The organism is Arthrobacter sp. UYEF21, assembly GCF_040546085.1.
Taxonomy (GTDB): Bacteria; Actinomycetota; Actinomycetes; order Actinomycetales; family Micrococcaceae; genus Arthrobacter.
Genome location: NZ_JBEPNF010000001.1, coordinates 580,373 through 601,205, shown reverse-complemented (window position 1 = coordinate 601,205; position 20,833 = coordinate 580,373). Strand labels below are relative to the sequence as shown.

At 65.3% G+C, this 20,833-nt stretch carries 21 protein-coding genes; 1 reads left to right on the top strand and 20 read right to left on the bottom strand.

The annotated features are described in order from the left end of the window. Positions 1 to 72 precede the first annotated feature (72 nt). The 11 genes from coaBC to pyrR form a co-directional block, all read right to left on the bottom strand. Positions 73 to 1,320: a bifunctional phosphopantothenoylcysteine decarboxylase/phosphopantothenate--cysteine ligase CoaBC gene (coaBC, locus tag ABIB27_RS02920; RefSeq protein ID WP_354214358.1), complete on the bottom strand. Its 1,248-nt coding sequence runs from the start codon at positions 1,318 to 1,320 to the stop codon at positions 73 to 75. A 51-nt stretch (positions 1,321 to 1,371) separates the two neighbouring features. Then, complete coding sequence (gene rpoZ, locus ABIB27_RS02915; protein WP_003800778.1) at positions 1,372 to 1,632, bottom strand: DNA-directed RNA polymerase subunit omega; 261 nt, start codon at positions 1,630 to 1,632, stop codon at positions 1,372 to 1,374. Positions 1,633 to 1,668: 36 nt separating this feature from the next. Then, positions 1,669 to 2,238 (bottom strand): guanylate kinase, encoded by a 570-nt coding sequence (gene gmk, locus ABIB27_RS02910; RefSeq protein ID WP_354214357.1) that lies wholly within the window; start codon positions 2,236 to 2,238, stop codon positions 1,669 to 1,671. Positions 2,239 to 2,283: 45 nt separating this feature from the next. Beyond that, complete coding sequence (gene mihF, locus ABIB27_RS02905; protein WP_354214356.1) at positions 2,284 to 2,601, bottom strand: integration host factor, actinobacterial type; 318 nt, start codon at positions 2,599 to 2,601, stop codon at positions 2,284 to 2,286. A 143-nt stretch (positions 2,602 to 2,744) separates the two neighbouring features. Continuing rightward, positions 2,745 to 3,614 (bottom strand): orotidine-5'-phosphate decarboxylase, encoded by an 870-nt coding sequence (pyrF, locus tag ABIB27_RS02900; RefSeq protein ID WP_354214355.1) that lies wholly within the window; start codon positions 3,612 to 3,614, stop codon positions 2,745 to 2,747. After that, positions 3,607 to 6,945, bottom strand: a complete 3,339-nt coding sequence (carB, locus tag ABIB27_RS02895; RefSeq protein ID WP_354214354.1) for a carbamoyl-phosphate synthase large subunit — start codon at positions 6,943 to 6,945, stop codon at positions 3,607 to 3,609. The genes pyrF and carB overlap by 8 nt, the downstream gene beginning before the upstream one ends. After that, entirely contained in the window at positions 6,945 to 8,156 is a 1,212-nt protein-coding gene (gene carA / locus ABIB27_RS02890; RefSeq protein WP_354253497.1) for a glutamine-hydrolyzing carbamoyl-phosphate synthase small subunit, read from the bottom strand. The genes carB and carA overlap by 1 nt, the downstream gene beginning before the upstream one ends. Before the next feature lie 52 nt (positions 8,157 to 8,208). Next, on the bottom strand, positions 8,209 to 8,730 hold the full coding sequence (locus ABIB27_RS02885; RefSeq protein WP_354214353.1) for a PH-like domain-containing protein: 522 nt from the start codon (positions 8,728 to 8,730) through the stop codon (positions 8,209 to 8,211). Next, entirely contained in the window at positions 8,730 to 10,082 is a 1,353-nt protein-coding gene (locus ABIB27_RS02880; RefSeq protein ID WP_354214352.1) for a dihydroorotase, read from the bottom strand. Before ABIB27_RS02880 ends, ABIB27_RS02885 begins: the two co-directional genes overlap by 1 nt. Further along, positions 10,082 to 11,125 (bottom strand): aspartate carbamoyltransferase catalytic subunit, encoded by a 1,044-nt coding sequence (locus tag ABIB27_RS02875; protein WP_354214351.1) that lies wholly within the window; start codon positions 11,123 to 11,125, stop codon positions 10,082 to 10,084. Before ABIB27_RS02875 ends, ABIB27_RS02880 begins: the two co-directional genes overlap by 1 nt. After that, the gene (gene pyrR / locus ABIB27_RS02870) at positions 11,122 to 11,709 is read right to left on the bottom strand and encodes a bifunctional pyr operon transcriptional regulator/uracil phosphoribosyltransferase PyrR (RefSeq protein ID WP_354214350.1); all 588 of its coding nucleotides are present in this window, start codon (positions 11,707 to 11,709) and stop codon (positions 11,122 to 11,124) included. Before pyrR ends, ABIB27_RS02875 begins: the two co-directional genes overlap by 4 nt. 99 nt (positions 11,710 to 11,808) lie before the next feature. On the opposite strand from pyrR, the gene ABIB27_RS02865 reads away from it, so the two are divergent. After that, on the top strand, positions 11,809 to 13,086 hold the full coding sequence (locus ABIB27_RS02865; protein WP_354214349.1) for a PrsW family intramembrane metalloprotease: 1,278 nt from the start codon (positions 11,809 to 11,811) through the stop codon (positions 13,084 to 13,086). Between the two features lie 98 nt (positions 13,087 to 13,184). Here ABIB27_RS02865 and nusB read toward each other — a convergent pair whose 3' ends face one another. The 9 genes from nusB to ruvX form a co-directional block, all read right to left on the bottom strand. After that, complete coding sequence (nusB, locus tag ABIB27_RS02860; RefSeq protein WP_164199586.1) at positions 13,185 to 13,595, bottom strand: transcription antitermination factor NusB; 411 nt, start codon at positions 13,593 to 13,595, stop codon at positions 13,185 to 13,187. Continuing rightward, positions 13,595 to 14,158, bottom strand: coding sequence for an elongation factor P (efp, locus tag ABIB27_RS02855; protein WP_354214348.1), 564 nt, complete (start codon positions 14,156 to 14,158; stop codon positions 13,595 to 13,597). Before efp ends, nusB begins: the two co-directional genes overlap by 1 nt. Before the next feature lie 153 nt (positions 14,159 to 14,311). After that, positions 14,312 to 14,830, bottom strand: coding sequence for a tetratricopeptide repeat protein (locus ABIB27_RS02850; RefSeq protein WP_354214347.1), 519 nt, complete (start codon positions 14,828 to 14,830; stop codon positions 14,312 to 14,314). Further along, positions 14,830 to 15,921, bottom strand: coding sequence for a 3-dehydroquinate synthase (aroB, locus tag ABIB27_RS02845; RefSeq protein WP_354253464.1), 1,092 nt, complete (start codon positions 15,919 to 15,921; stop codon positions 14,830 to 14,832). Before aroB ends, ABIB27_RS02850 begins: the two co-directional genes overlap by 1 nt. Beyond that, on the bottom strand, positions 15,918 to 16,427 hold the full coding sequence (locus ABIB27_RS02840; RefSeq protein WP_354253496.1) for a shikimate kinase: 510 nt from the start codon (positions 16,425 to 16,427) through the stop codon (positions 15,918 to 15,920). Before ABIB27_RS02840 ends, aroB begins: the two co-directional genes overlap by 4 nt. Before the next feature lie 59 nt (positions 16,428 to 16,486). Then, positions 16,487 to 17,686 (bottom strand): chorismate synthase, encoded by a 1,200-nt coding sequence (aroC, locus tag ABIB27_RS02835; protein ID WP_354214345.1) that lies wholly within the window; start codon positions 17,684 to 17,686, stop codon positions 16,487 to 16,489. A 26-nt stretch (positions 17,687 to 17,712) separates the two neighbouring features. Then, on the bottom strand, positions 17,713 to 18,573 hold the full coding sequence (locus ABIB27_RS02830; protein ID WP_354253463.1) for a shikimate dehydrogenase: 861 nt from the start codon (positions 18,571 to 18,573) through the stop codon (positions 17,713 to 17,715). Then, positions 18,570 to 20,237, bottom strand: a complete 1,668-nt coding sequence (gene mltG, locus ABIB27_RS02825) for an endolytic transglycosylase MltG (RefSeq protein ID WP_354253462.1) — start codon at positions 20,235 to 20,237, stop codon at positions 18,570 to 18,572. The genes ABIB27_RS02830 and mltG overlap by 4 nt, the downstream gene beginning before the upstream one ends. Next, positions 20,221 to 20,832 (bottom strand): Holliday junction resolvase RuvX, encoded by a 612-nt coding sequence (gene ruvX / locus ABIB27_RS02820; RefSeq protein WP_354214342.1) that lies wholly within the window; start codon positions 20,830 to 20,832, stop codon positions 20,221 to 20,223. Before ruvX ends, mltG begins: the two co-directional genes overlap by 17 nt. Position 20,833: the final 1 nt, after the last annotated feature.

Sequence of the window (20,833 nt, the reverse complement as noted above, 5' to 3'; positions counted from 1 at the left end):
ACCTTACTGGTTGGGAATTGGTCGTCCGGCGGCGTGTGTCCCCGTGCTAAGGAAACGATGCTTCGCTTTCGGTCAGGCGCGGGGTGAAAGGTGGCTCAGCTCATGGCCGACCCGCGTTATGAGGGCGGCCGAGACCTCGGCCTTGGAGCCGGCCACCAGTTGGGGTTCGGCACCGGAGCGGGCCAGGATGACTACCGAGTTGGTGTCCTGCCCAAAGACCTTGTCTGTTCCCACATGGTTGACCACCAAAAGGTCGCAGCCTTTGCGCTTGAGCTTCGCCTCCGCGTACGCCAGGACGTCCCCCTGGCCATCACCGGTTTCCGCCGCGAAGCCGACAATCAGCTGGTTGCGGCGGGCTGACTGGATGTCCGGAGCGTTGCGCGCCTCCACCAGCTCGTGCAGGATGTCCGGGTTGCGGACCAGGGTGATGACCGGGTCCGCCGTGTCGTCGCGTTTTTTGATCTTTGTGCCGGAGATCTCCGCAGGGCGGAAGTCGGCCACCGCGGCCGCCATGATCACGACGTCGGAGTCAGCAGCCGCTGCCAGCGCGGCTTCGCGCAGCTGAAGGGCAGTTTCGACGGTCACCACTTCGACGCCGGCGGGGGCCGGGACGTCCATGTGGGCCGCAATCAGCCGCACGGTGGCCCCAGCATTGCGGGCCGCCACGGCCAGCGAGACGCCCTGCTTTCCGGAGGATCGGTTGCCGAGGAAGCGCACGGGATCCAGGGGTTCCCTGGTGCCGCCGGCACTGATGGTAACGGTGCGGGCGGCCAGCGGAAGCTGGTAATCGGACTGGCCCTGGGCAAGGGCCATGGCGGCGTCGAAGATGGCTTCCGGCTCGGGCAGGCGGCCCGGGCCGGAGTCGGTGCCGGTGAGCCGGCCGCTGGCCGGCTCAAGTACGGCCACACCCCTGCTCCGCAGGGTCTCAACGTTGGCACGGGTAGCGGCATGCTGCCACATTTCGGTGTGCATGGCCGGTGCGAAAAGTACCGGTCCCCTGGCCATCAGCAGCGTGTTGGTGAGGAGGTCACTGGCCTGCCCGGTGGCAGCGCGGGCCAGCAGGTCCGCTGTCGCCGGTGCCACCACGATCAGGTCCGCCTCATGGCCGAGCCTGACGTGGTTGACCTGGTGGACGTCGTCGAAGACGCTGCTGCTCACCGGGTTGCCGGACAGTGCCTCCCACGTTGCGACACCAACAAAGCGGGTGGCCGCCTCGGTGGGAATCACCGTGACGTTGTGGCCGGCTTCAGTAAAAAGCCGGAGGAGCGATGCGACCTTGTAGGCCGCAATCCCTCCCCCGACTCCGAGGACTATGCGCACGTGACCTCCGTCAACAGGCAGTCTGTCTGGCAATATGCCCGGACGGCTGCGTTACTCTGCAGCTTCGATCGGCGTGGAAACGAGCTTGCCTTCGTTGATTTCGCGCAGGGCGATGGACAGCGACTTCTCGTTCAGCTTTGTGTCGACCAGGGGGCCGACGTATTCGAACAGGCCCTCATGCAACTGGGCGTAGTAAGCGTTGATCTGACGTGCACGCTTGGCACCGAAGATCACCAGGCCGTACTTGGAATCAGCTGCCTCAAGCAGCGAGTCGATCGGCGGGTTGATGATGCCTTCAAGGTTCGTGGACACGAATTCTCCAAATTCTAACGGGCCGACTGGTACCCGCTACTGGTGCGGGGTCAGCCCCATGAGTGAAACAAGCTCGTCCGCTGCCCGGCGAATGTCATCATTAATGACGGTATGGTCAAACTCCGGTTCAGCGGCAAGTTCCAGTTTAGCGGTTTCCAGGCGGCGCTGCTGCTCCTCGGCACTTTCCGTGCCGCGGCCCACCAGCCGGCGCACCATTTCATCCCAGCTGGGTGGTGCCAGGAAGACGAACTGGGCGTCCGGAACGGCCAGCTTGACTTGGCGGGCACCCTGCAGGTCAATCTCCAACAGCACGGACCTGCCATCCGTGATGGCCTGGTTCACGGTGCTCTTAAGCGTGCCGTACGTGTTCTGGCCGTGGACGACGGCCCACTCCAGGAGCTCGCCGGCCGCCACGAGTGATTCGAACTCGTCCTTGGACTTGAAAAAATAGTGGACCCCGTCCTGCTCACCGGGGCGCGGGGCGCGCGTGGTGGCCGATACGGAAAGCCAGACTTCGGGGTAGTTATCCCGGATGTAAGTGGACACGGTGCCTTTGCCAACAGCCGTCGGACCAGCGAGGACTGTCAGTCCCGGTTTCTTGCTCACGTATTCCTTTGCGGCGGGGTATGAATCGGCGAAGAGTTGTTCGCCCTACTTCTCGTCTATAAAATCTACCAGCGCCTGGCGCTGGTGAACGCCCAGACCCCGGACCCGCCGGGACGCCGCGATCCCCAACTGTTCCATGATGGCCGCGGCCCTGACTTTGCCGATGCCGGGCAGGGCCTCCAACAGCTCGGCCACCCGCATCCGCGCCAGGGCGTCGTCCCCGGCGGCCGAGCTGATAATATCTGCGGCCGAAGTCTCGCCTTTCTTCAGCCGTTCCTTCGCCGCGGCCCGGGCTGCCCGGGCGGCGGCAGCCTTGTGCAGGGCATCAGCGCGTTCCGACGCGGATAAGGGTCGCAGGCTCATGGAGGACACCCCCGGAGTTTTCAGATGCGTCCATGGCGGCCACCATTGGACTTGTCCTGAAACCTACCCTCTGGTGCGCTTTGAATCAATGGATGACGGCATTAACCGGCCGGGGACAAAGCGTGGGGCCGCCCAACCGCCGCCTATGCTTCGCGGAGCCCGTCCAGGGTCCGCTGGGCCGCGGCCTGGAGCGCCTGAATACCGGGACCGGCAGCCAGGATGTCCCGGCTCGATGTCCCCAGCACCTGCGGATAAGCTGCGCCGAACGTCCGGCGAAGGTCGGCCGGCGTCGCGCCCTGCGCGCCCAGCCCCGGAGCAAGGATGGGGCCACGAACGGACTCGAGGTCCAACTGCAGGTCAGTCAATGCTGAGCCCACCGTTGCTCCGATCACCAGTCCGACCGAGCCTAGCGGGCCCTCATACCGGCGGTTCTCAGCAGCGGCCGCTTCGGTGATCCGCCGCGCTACGGAGTCGCCGCCGCCGATGTGCTGGACAGAGGCTCCCTCCGGGTTTGAGGTCAGGGCGAGGACAAAAACACCACGTCCGTACTCCGCCGCCAAATCCAGGGCCGGGCGGAGAGACTCAAAGCCGAGGTAGGGGCTCAGGGTTACCGAATCGGCAGCCAGCGCTGAGCCGTCCCGAAGCCAGGCGTCCGCGTAAGCGGCCATAGTGGAGCCGATGTCGCCCCGCTTCGCATCCGCGATGGTGAGCACCTGGCCTTGGGCGGCCGCCAGCACTTCCTCCAGCACTGCCAGCCCGGCCGAGCCGTGGCGCTCGTAGAGCGCCACCTGGGGCTTCACCGCGGCAGCGAGCGAACCCACTGCCTCCAGGACGGTCAGCGAAAACCGCCTCAGCCCCGCGGCGTCGTCGTCAAGTCCCCAGCTCTTCAGCAGCGCGGGGTGCGGATCAATGCCCACACACAGCGGACCGCGGCCAGCCATGGCCGCCCCCAGCCGGGAGCCGAAGGACTCCCGGGCTGTGGGGCTTGACGGTGTGGGACCGGACTCAGGCATTCCGCGGTGCTTCACTCTGCGAGGCTGCTGCCTCCGCGGCCTGGGACGCCATCAGCGCAGCGGCGTGCTCCTGCAGGCTGGTCACTGACCATTCGTACGTGCGCATGGCTTCGATGGCCTGCACCGCGGCGTTGAACTCGGCCACCGTGGTGATGCAGGGGATGCCGATAGACGTGGCGGCGGCACGCAGGGCGTAGCCGTCACTGCGTGCTTCGCCGCCCGAGGGGGTGTTGAAGACCATGTCGATCTCGCCGGCAATGACGAGGTCCGCGATAGTTCCTTCACCTTCAGCACTGCTGCCTTCGGCGACCTTACGGACCGTGCTGGCCTGGATGCCGTTGCGGCGCAGGACATCGGCGGTGCCACCGGTGGAGACGATCTCAAAGCCGAGGTCGGACAGGCGCTTGACGGCCATGATGACCGCACGCTTATCCCGGTTGGCTACGGAGACGAAGATCTTGCCTTCAGTGGGCAGGGCGTTGTTGGCGGCTGCCTGGCTCTTGGCGAAGGCGGTGTCGAAGTGCTTGTCGATGCCCATGACTTCGCCCGTGGAACGCATCTCCGGGCCGAGCAGCGAGTCCACCACCTTGCCCTCCGGGGTACGGAAGCGGCTGAACGGCAGCACGGCTTCCTTGACCGAGACCGGGGCGTCGAGCGGCAGGGAGGAGCCGTCGCCGGTTTCCGGCAGCATCTTGTAGGCAGTGCGCAGCTGGTTGATGGTGACACCCGTGCCGATCAGGGCCGCGGCCTTGGCCATCTGCACGCCGGTGGCCTTGGAGACGAACGGAACGGTGCGGGAGGCACGCGGGTTCGCTTCCAGGACGTAGAGCACGTCCGAGGCCAGCGCGAACTGGATGTTGATCAAGCCGCGGACGCCCACACCCTCGGCGATGGCGCGGGTGGCCGTGCGGACACGTTCAATCACGTTGTTGCCCAGGGTGATGGGAGGCAGGACACAGGCCGAGTCGCCGGAGTGGATTCCGGCCTCCTCGATGTGCTCCATGATGCCGCCGAGGTACATGTCCGTGCCGTCGAAGAGCGCGTCGACGTCAATTTCGACGGCGTCCTCCAGGAACCGGTCGATCAGCACGGGGTGGTCCGGCGTGATTTCGGTGGCGTTGGCAATATAGCGGGAGAGGTTGGGCTCGTCGTAGACGATTTCCATGCCGCGGCCGCCGAGCACGTAGGACGGGCGGACCAGGACGGGGTAGCCGATTTCGTCGGCGATCTTCTTGGCGTCCTCGAAGGACACCGCGGTGCCGTTCTTCGGGGCGATCAGCCCGGCGTTGTCCAGGACGCGGGAGAATTCGCCGCGGTGCTCGGCGAGGTCGATCGCTTCCGGGGATGTGCCCAGGATGGGCACGCCGGCGTCTGCCAGCTGCTGGGCCAGCTTGAGCGGGGTCTGGCCGCCGAGCTGGACAAACACGCCCATAACACCGCCGGTCCGCTCTTCAGCGGCGATCACCTCCAGGACGTCTTCGAGCGTCAGCGGCTCAAAGTACAACCGGGTGGAGACGTCGTAGTCGGTGGAGACGGTTTCCGGATTGCAGTTGACCATCACTGTCTCGTAGCCGGCCTTGCGCAGCGCCATGGAGGCGTGGACGCAGGAGTAGTCGAACTCGATGCCCTGCCCGATGCGGTTGGGGCCCGAGCCGAGGATCAGGATGGACGGCTTGGAGTGCAGGGCAACCTCGTCCTCCTCGTCATAGGACGAGTAGTGGTACGGGGTGTAGGCAGCGAACTCGGCAGCGCAGGTATCCACTGTCTTGTAGACCGGGCGGATCCCAAGGGCCTGGCGGACGCCGCGGACCACGGCTTCGGAGTTGTGCGTCAGGGCACCGATCTGCTCGTCGGAGAAGCCGTGGCGCTTGGCGCGCTGGAGCATCTCCACGGTCAGGGATCCGGCCTTGCGGATCTCGCGGGAGATTTCGTTAAGCAGTTGAAGCTGGTCCAGGTACCAGGGGTCGATCTTGGTGGCTTCGAAGAGCTGTTCCACGGTGGCGCCGCCGAGCAGGGCACGCTGTACCTGGTGGAGGCGCTCGGTGGTGGGCCGCTTGGACTTTTCGATGAGCTCCGGCACTTCCCATTCGGGAACGGAGCTGAAGTCCAGCTGCGAGCCCTTCTGCTCCAGGGACCGGAGTGCCTTCTGCAGGGCTTCGGTGAAGTTGCGGCCCATAGCCATCGCTTCGCCCACCGACTTCATGGTGGTGGTCAGTGTGTCGTCCGCTGCCGGGAACTTCTCAAAAGCGAAGCGCGGAACCTTGACCACCACGTAGTCCAGGGTGGGCTCGAAGGACGCAGGGGTCTTCTGCGTGATGTCGTTCGGGATCTCGTCCAGGGTGTAGCCCAGGGAAAGCTTCGTGGCGATCTTGGCGATGGCGAACCCGGTGGCCTTCGAGGCCAGCGCAGAGGAGCGGGAGACACGGGGGTTCATCTCGATGACCACAACACGGCCGGTGTCGGGCTCGATGGCGAACTGGATGTTGCAGCCGCCGGTGTCCACGCCCACTTCACGGATGACGGCGATGGAGATGTCACGCAGCCGCTGGTATTCGCGGTCGGTGAGGGTCAGCGCGGGAGCCACGGTGATGGAGTCGCCGGTGTGGACGCCTACGGGATCGAAGTTCTCGATGGAACAGACAACCACCACGTTGTCGTTCTTGTCCCGCATCATCTCAAGCTCGTACTCCTTCCAGCCGAGGATGCTCTCTTCGAGGAGCACCTCAGACGTGGGGCTGTACTGCAGGCCCTGGCCCACGATGCGGCGCAGGTCATTCTCGTTGTAGGCCAGGCCGGAGCCGAGGCCGCCCATGGTGAACGACGGGCGGACCACCATCGGGTAGCCCAGGTCCTCGGCGGCCGTGAGTGCCTCGTCCAGGGTGTGGATGATGTGGCTGCGGGCCGATTCGGCGCCGCAGCGTTCCACCACGCCCTTGAACTTTTCGCGGTCTTCGCCGAGCTCGATGGCTGCGATGTTGGCGCCGATGAGCTCCACGTTGTACTTTGCCAGCACGCCGTTCTTGTCCAGCGCGATGGCGGTGTTCAGCGCGGTCTGGCCACCGAGGGTGGGCAGGATGGCGTCCGGCCGCTCTTTGGCGATGATCTTCTCCACCACCTCGGGGGTGATGGGCTCGATGTAGGTGGCATCGGCGAACTCGGGGTCCGTCATGATGGTGGCGGGGTTGGAGTTCACCAGGATGACCCGCAGGCCTTCCTCCTTGAGGACGCGCAGTGCCTGGGTGCCGGAGTAGTCGAACTCAGCGGCCTGGCCGATGACGATCGGGCCGGAACCGATGACCAGGACGCTCTTAAGGTCAGTTCTCTTGGGCATTACTTCTTGTCCTCAGTCTTGGAATCGGTGGTGTTCTTTGCGCCATTTTTGGTGGCCGCCATCAGGTCGATGAAACGGTCGAACAGGTAGGCGGCATCGTGCGGGCCGGCGGCCGCTTCCGGGTGGTACTGGACCGAGAAGGCAGGGATGTCCAGGCACGCAAGGCCCTCCACTACGTCGTCGTTCAGGCTGATGTGGCTGACCTCAACGCGGCCGTAGCGCTCTTCGGGAGCCTGGGTGGCGCCGTCCAGCGGTGCGTCCACAGCGAAGCCGTGGTTCTGCGAGGTGATCTCCACCTTGCCGGTGCTTCGGTCCAGGACGGGCTGGTTGATGCCGCGGTGGCCGTAGCGGAGCTTGTAGGTGCCGAAGCCGAGCGCACGGCCCAGGATCTGGTTGCCGAAGCAGATACCGAAGTACGGCAATTTCTCATCCAGGACCGAGCGAAGCAGCTTGACCTGGGCGTCAGCGGTGGCAGGGTCGCCCGGGCCGTTGGACATAAAGAAGCCGTCCGGGTTGACGGCCTTGACGTCCTCGAGGGTGGAGGTTGCCGGCAGGACATGGACGCGGACGCCGCGCTCGGCGAACCGGACCGGGGTCATGGCCTTGATGCCGAGGTCGATCGCGGCAATGCTGAACGCCGGCTCACCGTCCCAGCCGTGGTCCTTGGGCTCCACGACGTATGCCTCGTCAACGCTCACTTCCTCAGCCAGGCGGGCGCCTTCCATCGGGGCGCTGGCCAGGACGGCGTCCACGAGTTCCTTATCCGAGGCCTTGGCGGCGTCACCGGAGAAGATCCCGGCGCGCATGGTCTTGTGTTCGCGCAGGTGCCGGGTGATGGCGCGGGTGTCCACGCCCTGGATCCCCACAATCCCCTGCTCGATGAGCTCCTCGTCCAGCGAGCGTTCGGAGCGCCAGTTGGAGGGGCGCCGGGCGGCGTCGCGGACAATGTAGCCGGCCACCCAGATGCGGCGGGACTCGGCGTCGTCGCTGTTCACGCCGGTGTTGCCGATGTGCGGCGCGGTCTGCACCACCAGCTGCCGCGCATACGACGGGTCGGTGATGGTTTCCTGGTAGCCCGTCATTCCGGTGGCGAACACTGCTTCGCCCAGGGCGGTGCCCTGCGCGCCGTAGCTGGTGCCGCGGAACATGCGGCCGTCCTCCAGGACTAGCACCGCCCCTGTGGGAGCCGCGGTGGAAACCTGGGTGGAAATGGCTGCTGGTGCCGCAGAGGCTGCTTGTGGTGTCGCTGTTTCTGTCACTGTCTTACTTTCCACTTTGGGGATCAGCCTGGCGGGCTGCGGCGATCAATTGCTGAAGGGAGTCATAGAGGGCTTCTTTATCGGCGGCCCTGCGGGTCCGGAAGCCGGTGTCCAGGGTGTGCTTCCCAAGGTCCCAGGTGATGACCAGGATGCCGTCCTTTTCCACAAATTTGCCGGCCATTCCGCTTTCCTGCCGTACGGTGGTCAGGCTTGCGGCCGGGATGTAAACGGGCGGGGCGCCGGAGCGGTCCAGGAGGACGCCATGGGAGTACACGCTGAGCACGGCGTTCGTCCGGATGCCGAGGCTGTGCACGGCGATCCGGTCAAGCCAGTCCCCGGCGGTGGTGGAGACAACGTACTGGCCCTCCGCGGTGGCGGCCGGCACACCCGGTTCCGCGGGCACGTCAGGCAAGGGCTCGACGTCGGACTGCCGCCTGAGGCGGTTCCGCCAGCCGGTCCCGATCATCACGAGCACGACGGCGATGATCGCCAGGGTGCTGACCAGTGCGATGGTCTGTGTATCCATCAGGGGGCCCCTGCCGCAGCCGCCGCCGATTCCCGGTACGGCGTGTTGAGCTTGCCGTCCAGGACGGTGGGGTGGCCCTTGTAGAAGGTGGCCACCACCTTGCCCGGAAGCTCCAGCCCGGCAAACGGTGAGTTGCGGCCCATGGTGGCCATCGTCGAGGGATCCACGGTCCAGCGGGCGGCCGGGTCCACCAGGATGATGTTGGCGGGCTCGCCGGCGTCCAGGGGGCGGCCCTGGTCGGACAGCCGGCCGATCTGTGCCGCGGCGGTGGACGTGACGCGGGCGAAGTCGGCCCACGTCATGAGCCCGGTCTCGATCATGGCGTGCTGGACTACGGACAGGGCGGTTTCCAGTCCGGTCATGCCCATCGCTGCCTGCGCCCACTCGCATTCCTTGTGTTCGCTGGGGTGCGGGGCGTGGTCGGTGCCCACCACGTCGATGGTGCCGTCGGCCAGTCCGGCCCGCAGTGCCTGCACATCGGCGTCGGTGCGCAGCGGCGGGTTCACTTTGTACACGGGGTTGTAGCTGCGGACCAGGTCATCGGTCAGCAGGAGGTGGTGCGGAGTGACCTCGGCAGTAACGTTGACGCCGCGTTGTTTGGCCCAGCGAATGATCTCGACGGAGCCCGCGGTGGAGACGTGGCAGACGTGCAGGCGGGAGTCAACGTGCTGCGCCAGGAGCACATCGCGGGCAATAATGCTCTCTTCGGCAACGGCCGGCCAGCCGGTGAGTCCCAGGACAGCGGAGACTGTGCCCTCGTTCATCTGTGCCCCGGCGGTGAGGCGGGGTTCCTGCGCGTGCTGGGCCACCACGCCGTCGAACGCCTTGACGTACTCCAGGGCGCGGCGCATCAGCACGGGGTCGTGGACGCAGTTGCCGTCGTCGGAGAATATCCGCACCTGGGCCCGGGAATCGGCCATGGCGCCGAGTTCGGCGAGCTGCTCCCCCGCGATGCCCACGGTGACGGCGCCGACAGGGCGGACGTCCACCCAGCCGGCGGCGCGGCCCAGGCTGTGGACCTGCTCCACCACTCCGGCTGTGTCCGCAACGGGGTTGCTGTTGGCCATCGCGTGGACGGCAGTGAAGCCGCCCAAGGCTGCGGCGCGCGTCCCCGTCTCAACGGTTTCAGCGTCTTCGCGGCCGGGTTCACGCAGGTGGGTGTGCACGTCCACCATGCCGGGCAGCGCCACCAGACCGGCGGCCTCGATGACGGCAGCTCCCGCAGCGTCGGCGTGGGTTAACGCACCGGTCCCCCGGGCGGCGATGATGCCGTCACGGATGAGCAGGTCCTCCGCTTCGCGGCCCAGGATGGCCGCACCGCGGATCAGGTACGTTCCGTTGTTGTCTGCCATCAGTTGCTCTCCTCAGTGGAACGGGCTGCCTTGGTGCGGGCTGCATTTGTGCTGGCTGTGCCAGCGGTGGCGGCTGTTTCGCGGGTGTCCCCGGAGAGCAGCAGATACAGGGCGGCCATGCGGACCGAAACACCGTTGCGCACCTGCGCGAGTACGGTGGAGCGGGGCGAATCGGCGGCGGCTGCAGAAATTTCCAGGCCCCGGTTCATGGGGCCGGGGTGCATGATAATGGTGTCCTTCAGCCCCAGGCTGTCCAGTGCCCTAAGCCGGTTGTCATCGAAGCCCCAGCGGCGGGAGTACTCGCGGGTGGACGGGAAGAACGAGGCATTCATCCGCTCACCCTGCACACGCAGCATCATCACGGCGTCCACCCCTTGCTGAAGGGTTTCGTCCATGTTGTAGCTGACCTTGCACGGCCACTGCCCGACGCCGATGGGCAGCAGGGTGGGCGGCGCCACGAGGGTAACCTCCGCGCCCAGAGTGCGGAGCAACCACACGTTGGAACGGGCAACGCGGGAATGCAGGACGTCCCCGGCGATCGCTACGCGCATGCCCTTGAGATCCGCACCGATGGACCCGTTGCCGGACAGCTTCGACCAGTGGCGGCGCATGGTGAAGGCGTCAAGGAGCGCCTGCGTGGGGTGTTCGTGGGTGCCGTCGCCGGCGTTGATCACGGCGGCGTCGATCCAGTCCGTCGCAGCGAGCCGGTGCGGTGCGCCGGAGGCCCAGTGCCGGATCACGACGGCGTCTGCTCCCATCGCTGACAGCGTCTGGGCGGTGTCCTTGAGCGATTCGCCCTTGGAGACGGAGGATCCCTTAGCGGCGAAGTTGATGACGTCGGCGGACAGCCGTTTGGCGGCCGCTTCGAAGGAGATCCGCGTCCGGGTGGAGTCCTCGAAAAAAAGGTTTACCACGGTGCGTCCGCGCAGGGCCGGGAGCTTCTTGACCTCGCGGTCCCCCACAGCCGCCATTTCTTCGGCGGTGTCGAGAATGCGGATGGCGTTGCTGAGGCTGAGGTCTTCAGTTGAGAGGAGGTGTTTCACGCGCCGCCCTCGATAACCACTTCGTTGACCGTGACGCCGTCGGCAGCGGTGTCGGTTTCCTCGAGCCGGACCCGGACCTTCTCGGCGGACGAGGTGGGAAGGTTCTTCCCCACGTGGTCGGCCCGGATGGGAAGTTCACGGTGGCCGCGGTCGATCAGCACGGCAAGCCTGACGACCCGGGGCCGGCCCAGGTCGATAATGGCGTCCAGGGCGGCCCGGATGGTGCGGCCGGAATACAGGACGTCATCGATGAGCACCACAACCTTGTTGTCGATTCCCGTGCGCGGGAGCTGGGTGGGGTACGGCGGCCTGGTGGGCTGGTGCGAAAGGTCGTCGCGGAACATGGTGACGTCCAGTTGACCGACTATCGCGGTCGCATCCACAGTGGGGTCCGCTGCTGCGATCTTGCGTGCCAAGCGAACTGCCAGCGGATAACCGCGGCGCGGGATGCCCAACAGGACCAGGTCCTTGGAGCCTTTGTTGGCCTCGAGGATCTCATGGGCGATACGAGTAAGGGCGCGGTCAATATCCGCCTGGTTGAGGACAACCCTGGCTGGAACCGGTGCGCTTGTGACGGTAGTCAACGCTCGTCTCCCCTTTCCCCGCCTCACAGGACGGAATTAAAAAAGGATCATGTGCGGTTCAAAATTACCACATCGGCACCTGGCATTAGGCTTTCCCCTATGTCCACCAACCCTTATCAGCAGGGCCCCGGCCAGCCCGGGGGGCCTGCCGGATCCCGGGATCCCTTCCCGGGCCAGGCCAACCCCAGCTGGATGGGCCGGATCGAGCCGGAGTACTACCGGCCCGCGCCCGGCACCTATGCGGCTCCGCTGCCCGCGTTGGGACCACCGCAGCCAACCATCCCGGGCCGGGACGGCGCAAGCGTGCGGTCCGCGGGCTTGCTGGCCCTGACGATAGGCGGCGCCACCCTCGCGTTCCTGAGCTTGCTGCTGGTGGTGCCGTTCCTGGTGGCAAGCACCGGAGTGGGCGGGTTCGCCGTGGGTTTTGTGGTCTCACTGATACCGCTCTCGGCTGTGCTGCTGACCGTCCACGCCATCGACCGGTGGGAGCCGGAACCAAGACGGCTCCTCTTCTTTGCCTTTACCTGGGGTGCGGCAGTCTCGGTGGCCGTCACGCTCCTGGTCCAACCGTTCTTCGCCCTGACCTTCCAGTTCAGTGACGTGGCTGACCTGCAGACCTACATGGCCACGGTCCAGGCACCGGTGGTGGAGGAGTTCGCCAAAGCGTTGGGCCTGCTGCTTCTCCTGCTGCTGGCGCGGAATCACTTTGACGGCCCGGTGGACGGTGTGGTGTTCGCGTTCACCATCGCGGGCGGCTTCGCTTTCACCGAAAACATCCTCTACTTTGGCCGGGCAATCGCCGGATCCGGGAGTCCGGCAACGGACTTGGCGCAAATCTTCCTGCTCCGCGGTGTGATGTCTCCGTTCGCGCACGCCATCTTCACGGGAACCACCGGCCTCATCATGGGTTTCGCAGCCCGGCGCTGGCACTCCGGGGCCTCGGTTCTGGCCTTTTTCATTGGCCTGATTCCGGCGATGCTACTGCATAACCGGTGGAACAGCATGGGCGCCGGCTTCCTGGCAGAGTACGTCCTGATCCAGGTGCCCATCTTTGTGCTGGCCGTCGTGGGAATCATTCTGCTCCGGGTGGCCGAGAACCGGCTGACCCGCCAACGGCTGTTGGAGTACTCGGCGGTCGGCTGGTTCAGCCCCGTCGAGGTGGAACTGCTGGCCACCCCGCGCGGCAGGCGGACTGCCTTGCGCTGGGCGGCCGGCTATCACCGGCGGCCGCAGATGAAAGCGTTCCTGAACGCCGCTACCCAGCTGGCCTTCATCAGGCAGCGGATCCTCAGCGGCCGGGACATCCGGCTCCACCAGACCGAGGAACAGCAGCAGCTGCAGCGGATCCTGGCGCTCCGGGCCGCCGTCGCGGGCTGACCTGCGGGAAACCCCACATGCAGAAAGGGACCAGCGTCCACCCTGGTGTGGTCACTGGTCCCTTCTGTTATGGACGGCCGCTCCTGCGGAAGCAGGTGTCAGGCGAGCAGCGAGGGCTTCAGCTGCTGCAGGCGTCCCAAAAGGCCGTTGATGAACGACGGCGACTCATCAGTTGAGAGCGTCTTGGCGAGTGCCACTGCCTCGCTCACGGCGACGCCATCGGGAACGTCGTCGTTGTAGAGCAGTTCCCACGTGCCGATCCGCAGGATGATCCGGTCCACCGAAGGCATGCGCTCCAGGGTCCAGCCCTGGGAATAGGTCTCCAGGAATTCGTCGATGGCGGTCTGCTGTGAAACGACGCCTTCCACGATTTCAAGGGTGTACGGGTTTATGATCTGATCGGTTTTTTCCCGCCGTGCCCTGAGCACATCAAAAGCCGAAACCGAGCGTTGCTCCGCTTCGAAAAGTACATCCAGCGCCCGGTTCCGGGCCTTGCCGCGTGCGCTCACTACTCGCTGACCCGGCCGAGGTAGCTGCCGTCGCGGGTGTCAACCTTGACCTTGGTGTTGTTCTCCACGAACAGCGGAACCTGGATTTCGTAGCCGGTTTCCAGGGTTGCCGGCTTGGTGCCGGCCGAGGAGCGGTCGCCCTGCAGGCCAGGTTCGGTGTAGGTGATCTCCAGGACAACGCTGGGCGGGAGTTCGATGTACAGCGGGTTGCCTTCGTGGATGGCGATGTTAACCATCTGGTTCTCAAGCATGAAGTTGGTGGCGTCGCCGACCGTTGCACCGGGGACGGTGATCTGGTCGTAGTCGGCGGTGTCCATAAACACGAAGTCCGCGCCGTCCTGGTACAAGTACTGGTAATCGCGGCGGTCAACCGTGGCGGTCTCGATTTTGAGGCCGGCGTTGAACGTCTTGTCCACAACCTTGCCGGACATCACGTTCCGCATTTTGGTCCGGACAAAGGCGCCACCCTTGCCGGGCTTGACGTGCTGGAATTCGATGATGTTCCAGAGCTGCCCTTCAAGCTTCAGGACCGTGCCGTTCTTGATGTCGTTAGTGGTTGCCACTGGTTTCCTCTGGTTTCTTAGTCTGGTCAGTTGTCAGACGTTCTATGCCGGCCAGGCATGCCGAACGGCCTGCCAGCGCGTGTTTGTCAAAAATCCAAGAACTATTCTACCGGTAAAAACGGGACTGCTTGCGTTCGGTGGCGGATGAGCGCCTCAGCAGGCGAGGTCCAGGACGTCGCGGGCCCGCTGCAGAGCCACTGTGGACGAGTAAATCAGGGCGGCGTCGGCAGATCGGGCCACGCGCAGATCCAAGGCCCGGGCGAAGGCCTCCACCGCCGCGGAAATGTGGCCGGACGTGTACTGCACCTTCCCCATGTATTGCAGGACCAGGGCTTCACGGTCAGTTCCGTGGAATTCCGCGAGCAACTGCCTGAACAGCTCCAGTGCGCGGTCAGGACGGTGCGATACACGAAGCACCTCGGCCTCAAAAGCCCTCAGCCAGAAGGATTCGGGATCCTTGAACCGTGCTTCCGCGAGCAACTCGGCGGCCTCGGCGGCACGCCCTTCGACGATCAGCACAAAGATGGCGTCCGCGGGGTCGGTGGAATTTGCCAGCGCAGCCCGGCACGCGTCCTCATTGATAATCTCCGGCAGCAGGGAGACCGGATTGATCCGGATCCCGGGGAAGCCGCCCTCGGGCCAGTCGCTGGTGCCTGCCAGGTCACCCTGCATCAGGAGGCGATTTCCTGGTAAGCGGCAAAGAGCAGTGACGTGTCCGGAACATCGAGGATGCCCGGCTTGGCAATGCCGTCCAGGACCACAAACCGGAGCAGGTCCCCGCGGGACTTCTTGTCTCGACGCATGCCGTCCAGCAGCCCCTGCCAACGGTCCTTACGGTAGGTGACCGGGAGCCCCAGGGTCTCGAGGATGCTGCGGTGGCGGTCTGCGTCAGCGTCGCTGAGGCGGCCCACGCTGCGGGCAAGCTCAGCTGCGAACATCATGCCTACAGAAACGGCTGCACCGTGCCGCCAGGAGTAACGCTCCACCAGTTCAATGGCGTGGCCCAGGGTGTGGCCGTAGTTCAGGATCTCGCGCAGCCCGGATTCCTTGAGGTCTTCCGAGACCACCTTCGCTTTGACGGCGATGGCACGCTCAATGAGCTCCCGCAGGGCGTCGGAGCCGGGATCAGTGGCCGCTGCGGCATCCTTTTCCACGAGTTCCAGGATGGTTGGGTCAGCGATGAAGCCGCATTTGATGACTTCGGCCATGCCGGAAATGATCTCGTTGCGGGGCAAAGTGTTCAGGGTGTCCAGGTCCACCAGCACTCCGGCCGGCGGATGGAAGGATCCCACCAGGTTCTTGCCTTCTGCCGTGTTGATGCCGGTCTTTCCGCCCACGGAAGCGTCCACCATGCCCAGCAGGCTCGTGGGCATGTGAATGACCTTCACGCCGCGAAGCCACGTGGCCGCCACAAATCCAGCGAGGTCTGTGACGGCACCGCCGCCCACTGCCACGATGGCGTCAGAGCGGGTGAAGTCGTTTTGGCCCAGTACCTGCCAGCAGAATGCGGCGACCTGGATGTGTTTGCCCTCTTCGGCATCCGGGATTTCTGCAGTCAACGAAGTAAAACCGGCGGCGGCGAGCTCGTCACGGACGGTGTCGCCGGTGAGGCGCAGCGCACGGGGGTGGATGACCAGCACCCGCCGGACCCGCTCGCCCAGCAGGGCGGGAAGGTCACCCAACAGGCCGCGGCCAACGACGACGTCGTAATTCTGCCCCGCGGATTCACCGGTGACCTTGATGACTGTTGAATCGACGCTCAATTTTCAACTTCCTGTTTGGCGGCTGCGTATTCACGCAGCGCAACTTCAAGCCGGTGTCCCAGCTCGGTGATCGAGCCGTGGCGAACGTCAATGACCAGGTCGGCCAGCCGTTCGTAGACGGGTTTTCTGGTGGCAAAGAGGGTGGACCAACGGGCCATTGCATCGCCGGCCAGCAATGGCCTGCCCGAGTTCCGGGCGATGCGCGATGCGACGGTGTGCTCATCGCATTCGAGGTAGACCACGGTGCAGCGGCCCAGGATCTGCTGCGTTCCGGAGTCCAGCACGGCTCCCCCGCCAAGGGAGATGACCGTGGCAGAGTCTTCGGCGTGCTCTACAGCGCTGGCAACGGTCCGGGCCTCGATCTCCCGGAATGCATGCTCACCGCGGCCGGCAAAGATTGACGGGATGCTGCCGTGGGCCTCCACGATCAGTACGTCCGTGTCAAGGAACGGCACGTCCAGTAACTTCGCGAGTTCATGGCCGATGGCGGACTTTCCCACCGCCATTGGCCCGATCAGGGCGATGGGCCGGTTGCCCGGCACACCCCTCTTGTTGCCCCGGGGCACTAGTGGCCAATCGAGTCCAGGGATGCCGGAATATTGTCCAGGTAGCCCTTGATGTTGCGGGCGGTCTCCGCCACGGAGTCGCCGCCAAACTTTTCGGTGACGGCTTCGGCGAGGACCAGCGCTACCATCGCCTCCGCGACCACGCCGGCGGCCGGCACGGCACAGACGTCGGACCGCTGGTGGTGCGCCTTGGCCGGCTCCCCCGTGCTGACGTCCACAGTGCGCAGGGCACGCGGCACCGTCGCGATCGGCTTCATGGCAGCACGGACACGCAGGACATCGCCGATGCTCATGCCACCTTCGATACCACCTGCCCGGTTGCTGGTGCGGATGATCCTGCCGTCGGAATCCTTGACGATCTCGTCATGGGCAGCCGAACCGCGGCGGGCGGCCGTCAGGAACCCGTCGCCAACTTCCACGCCCTTGATCGCTTGAATGCCCATCAGGGCGGCGGCAAGCCGTGAGTCAAGCCGGCGGTCCCAATGGACGTAGCTGCCCAGCCCGGGAGGCAGTCCGTAGGCAAGGACCTCCACTACCCCGCCCAGCGTTTCGCCTTCCTTGTGCGCGGCATCCACTTCAGCAACCATGGCGTCAGAGGTCTCACGGTCGAAGCAGCGTAACGGATCGGCGTCGAGCGCGATCACGTTGGCCGGGACAGGCAGCGGACGGCCTTCGGGAACGGTCACACTGGCGATGGAGACGGTGTGGCTGACCAGTTCGATGCCCAGCTGTTTGAGGAACTGGGACGCTACTGTGCCCATGGCGACGCGGGTTGCGGTTTCGCGCGCGCTGGCGCGTTCCAGGACCGGACGGGCTTCATCGAAGCCGTACTTCTGCATGCCGGTGAAATCTGCGTGGCCCGGGCGGGGACGGGTCAACGGTGCGTTGCGCGCCTGGTCGGCGAGGACCTCCGGATCCACGGGGTCGGCAGCCATGATCTGCTCCCATTTGGGCCACTCGGTATTGGCCACCTGGATGGCCACCGGTCCGCCCTGTGTGAGCCCGTGGCGGACGCCGCCCAAAATGGTGACCAGGTCCTGTTCGAATTTCATCCGGGCGCCCCGGCCGTAGCCCAGGCGGCGGCGTGCCAGCGAATCAGCGATCTGCCCGCTGGTGATTTCCACACCGGCGGGGACGCCCTCAATAATTCCCATCAGAGCCGGACCATGGGATTCACCGGCTGTCAACCAACGCAACATAATTTCCATCCTGCCACGTCTGGCCGTCAGAACGCCCGTCGGGGCAGGCCGACTGCGTCACACATCACATCTATGACAGCTGCATTAACGTCTTCACCGCGGCCCGTGAACAGGCGCACCTGTTCCACCGCCTGGTACAGCAGCATTTCCAGCCCCGGCACCACGGCACCGCCGCCGGCCTGCCACACGGCTGCGATGTTGCTGGGCCACGGATCGTAGGCCACGTCGAGCAGGACGCCGTGGGTCCGGGTTCCCATTGCGGCGATTTCGGCTGCCAGGCCGTCTGCCGCGCGCGGCGGGAGCGTGGAAATCACGACGTCGGCACTCGCCGCCGGGGTGGCGGCTTCTGTCATCGGCCGGACGTCGATGGCCAGGCCGACGCCTGCGGCGGCTGCCCGCGCTTCGGCAGCCCGGGACGTGTCGCGGACAAACACCTGTGCACGCGCAGTGCCCAAGTCCTTCAACGCGGCGATAGCGGCCGCCGCCGTTCCCCCTCCCCCCAGGACTACTGCGGAGGGACTGGCCGGGACGCCGGCGTTGCGCACGGCGTTAACGATTCCGGCGACGTCGGTGTTGTAGCCGATGCGCCGGACAGAAGGCCCGTCGTCCTCGAAGGCGACGGTGTTGACCACGCCCAAGGTGCGTGCCACACCTCGGACTTCGTCCACTTGGGTGACCATCCCGGTCTTCAGCGGCATGGTCACGGACAGTCCGCGCCACCCCACCTGGTTCCGGACACGCTGCATAAACGCGGGCAACGCCTCCTCCGTCAGATCCACTGCGGTGTAGCCGATGTCCACCCCCAGCTTGCGGTACGCCGCCAGGTGCAGGGCCGGCGACTTGGAGTGGCTGATCGGATGGCCCAGAACGGCAGCCCTCAGGCTCATGCGCAGCGGCCTGCGTTCGCCTTGCACCAGGTGTTGTACTGCTCGACGTACATGTTGTGCTCAGCGAGGGTCTTGGAAAACTTGGTCTCCTTGGTATCGAGGTTGGTAGTAACCCAGTAAAGATACTCGTTCGTCTTGGGCTTGGCCGCGGCATCGATGGCAGTCTTGCCGGGCGAACCGATGGGGCCCGGCGGCAGGCCCGGGTTGGCGTACGTGTTGTAGCGGTTCGACTTGTCCTTGCGCTCCTCGTCGGTGAAGTTGAAGCTCCTGGTACCGAGTCCATACGTCACCGCTGAGTCGACCTGGAGGAAACCGCCGGTCTGGTCGTTGGGCTTAAGCCGGTTGTAGATGGCCCCGGCAACATCGCCATACTCCGCCTGGCCGCCTTCAGCCTGCACGATGCTGGCAACAGTCACGGCCTCGTACTGTTTCGCGGGATCGGTGATGCCCTGCGACACGAGCTCGTCGGTGGTTGTCTTAACCAATTCGTGGAGGATGTCCTTCGCCGAGGTGCCGAGCGGGAACCGGTGCTCCCCCGGCGCCAGGTAACCCTCAAGGTTCTTTGCGTTGGCCGGCAGGCCAAACTCCTGCGGAGCGTTGCTGAATTGCATCAGCTGCTGCACCGTTATTCCGGATCCTTTGGAAATTTCCTGCAGTGATTCGCCGATCCTCAGGCCTGCGCTCAGGGCAAAGTAGATCACTTTGGTTTTGTCCTGGCCCAGCAGGACATTGACGGCGTCCGAGTTCTTCATCTCCATCCTGAAGGTGAAGTCCCCGGGTGACAGTGTTCCGCCCGAAGCCGTAAAGGTATGGAGGAATGTGTCCGCGTTGGCAACCACTTTTCCAGATTCCAATTTGGCGGCTACTGAGCGTGTACCTTCACCCGGCGCGACCGAAACCTGCACTTCGCCGCTGCCAGGGCCGGGATAGTCGCTCGCCTTGTCGGACCCCAGCAGGGGCTTCAGGAACTGCGCCCCCACGGCGATGGCGGCCACGAACACCACCAGGGTCAGGAACAGTGCCAGGAGACGGCGCCTGCGCCGCACCTTCTTTGAAGGCTTTGCCACTACGGAAACCGCAGCTGCCCCGGCGAACAGGCCTGCATCAGGGTGGGCCTCATGGTGGTCGTCGAGGTGGTGCTCATGGTGATCTTGCTCTTCGTAGTGGTGGGCTTCGTAGTGCTCGTCACCGTGGTGCTGGTCTTCGCGGTGGACTTCGTCAGGATGGGCGTACCCGGCCGGGTGAGAGTCGTAGGCCTGAGCCCCGTCGGCGTGGAACTCCTGAACGGAGTCAGCGTGCTGCTCCCGAACGGTGTCCGGGTGATGGTCCCGGAGGGCATCAGCGTGGTGGTGCTCGGCGGCGTCCGGCGCCGCTTCCTGGATGGACGGCTGAGTGTCCGGCAGCGTGGGGACTACCGGCTGGCGTGCCTGGACAGGCTCCGGTGCAGGTTCGGCCGCCGCAGCAGGCTCGCGTTCCGGAGCCGCCGGGAAAACATGCTCCGGCCCCGAAACCGCCTGGTCCTGGCCGGTTTCGTACGCCTGTTCCGGAACCGCGTTGGTGTCTTCGGTGTGCTTCTCCAACGCGCGGAGCTCTTTGCGGGTCAGCGGCCTGGCACCAACATTGCTGGTGGCGCCTGAGGCGTCGTCGTTATTGGACGGGCTCACTGTAGCCTTCCGTGTTCTGGGGTCGAGACGTGCCTTCGGCGGCGGAGTTGCCAGCCTGGGCTGACCCGCCTCGCCCGGAAGGCTGTGGACGGGGCGGCGCGCTCACGCGGCTCCCAACGTCCATTCCCCTGGCTTTTTGCATGTCGATGGCGTGCTGGAGAATACCTGCCGCTGCAACCTGATCCACCACTTTACGGTGGTTCCGGCTGCTCATGCCAGCTTCGTGCAGGTTACGGTGGGCCGTGACACTGCTGAGCCGTTCGTCAACGAGGTTGACGGAAACATCGAGGCCACGGCCGGCCAGTTCAGCCACCAGCAGCTCCGCGTACTCGGTGGCCATTCGGGCGGACGCGTGTTCCTCCCCCTTCATGGTGCGTGGCAGTCCAACAATGACCTGGACGGCGCCGATCTCCTGCGCGAGCGAGGCGATCACCCGCACGTCTGAGTTTTTCTTGGCGTTCCGGTCCAGCGTCTTGTACGGCGTGGCCAGGATGGCATCCCGGTCGCAAATGGCCACTCCCACGCGGACGGTGCCAACGTCTACCCCAAGCTTGATGCCTTGGGGGTAGCCGACGGCTGCAACGGAGTCTGTCATC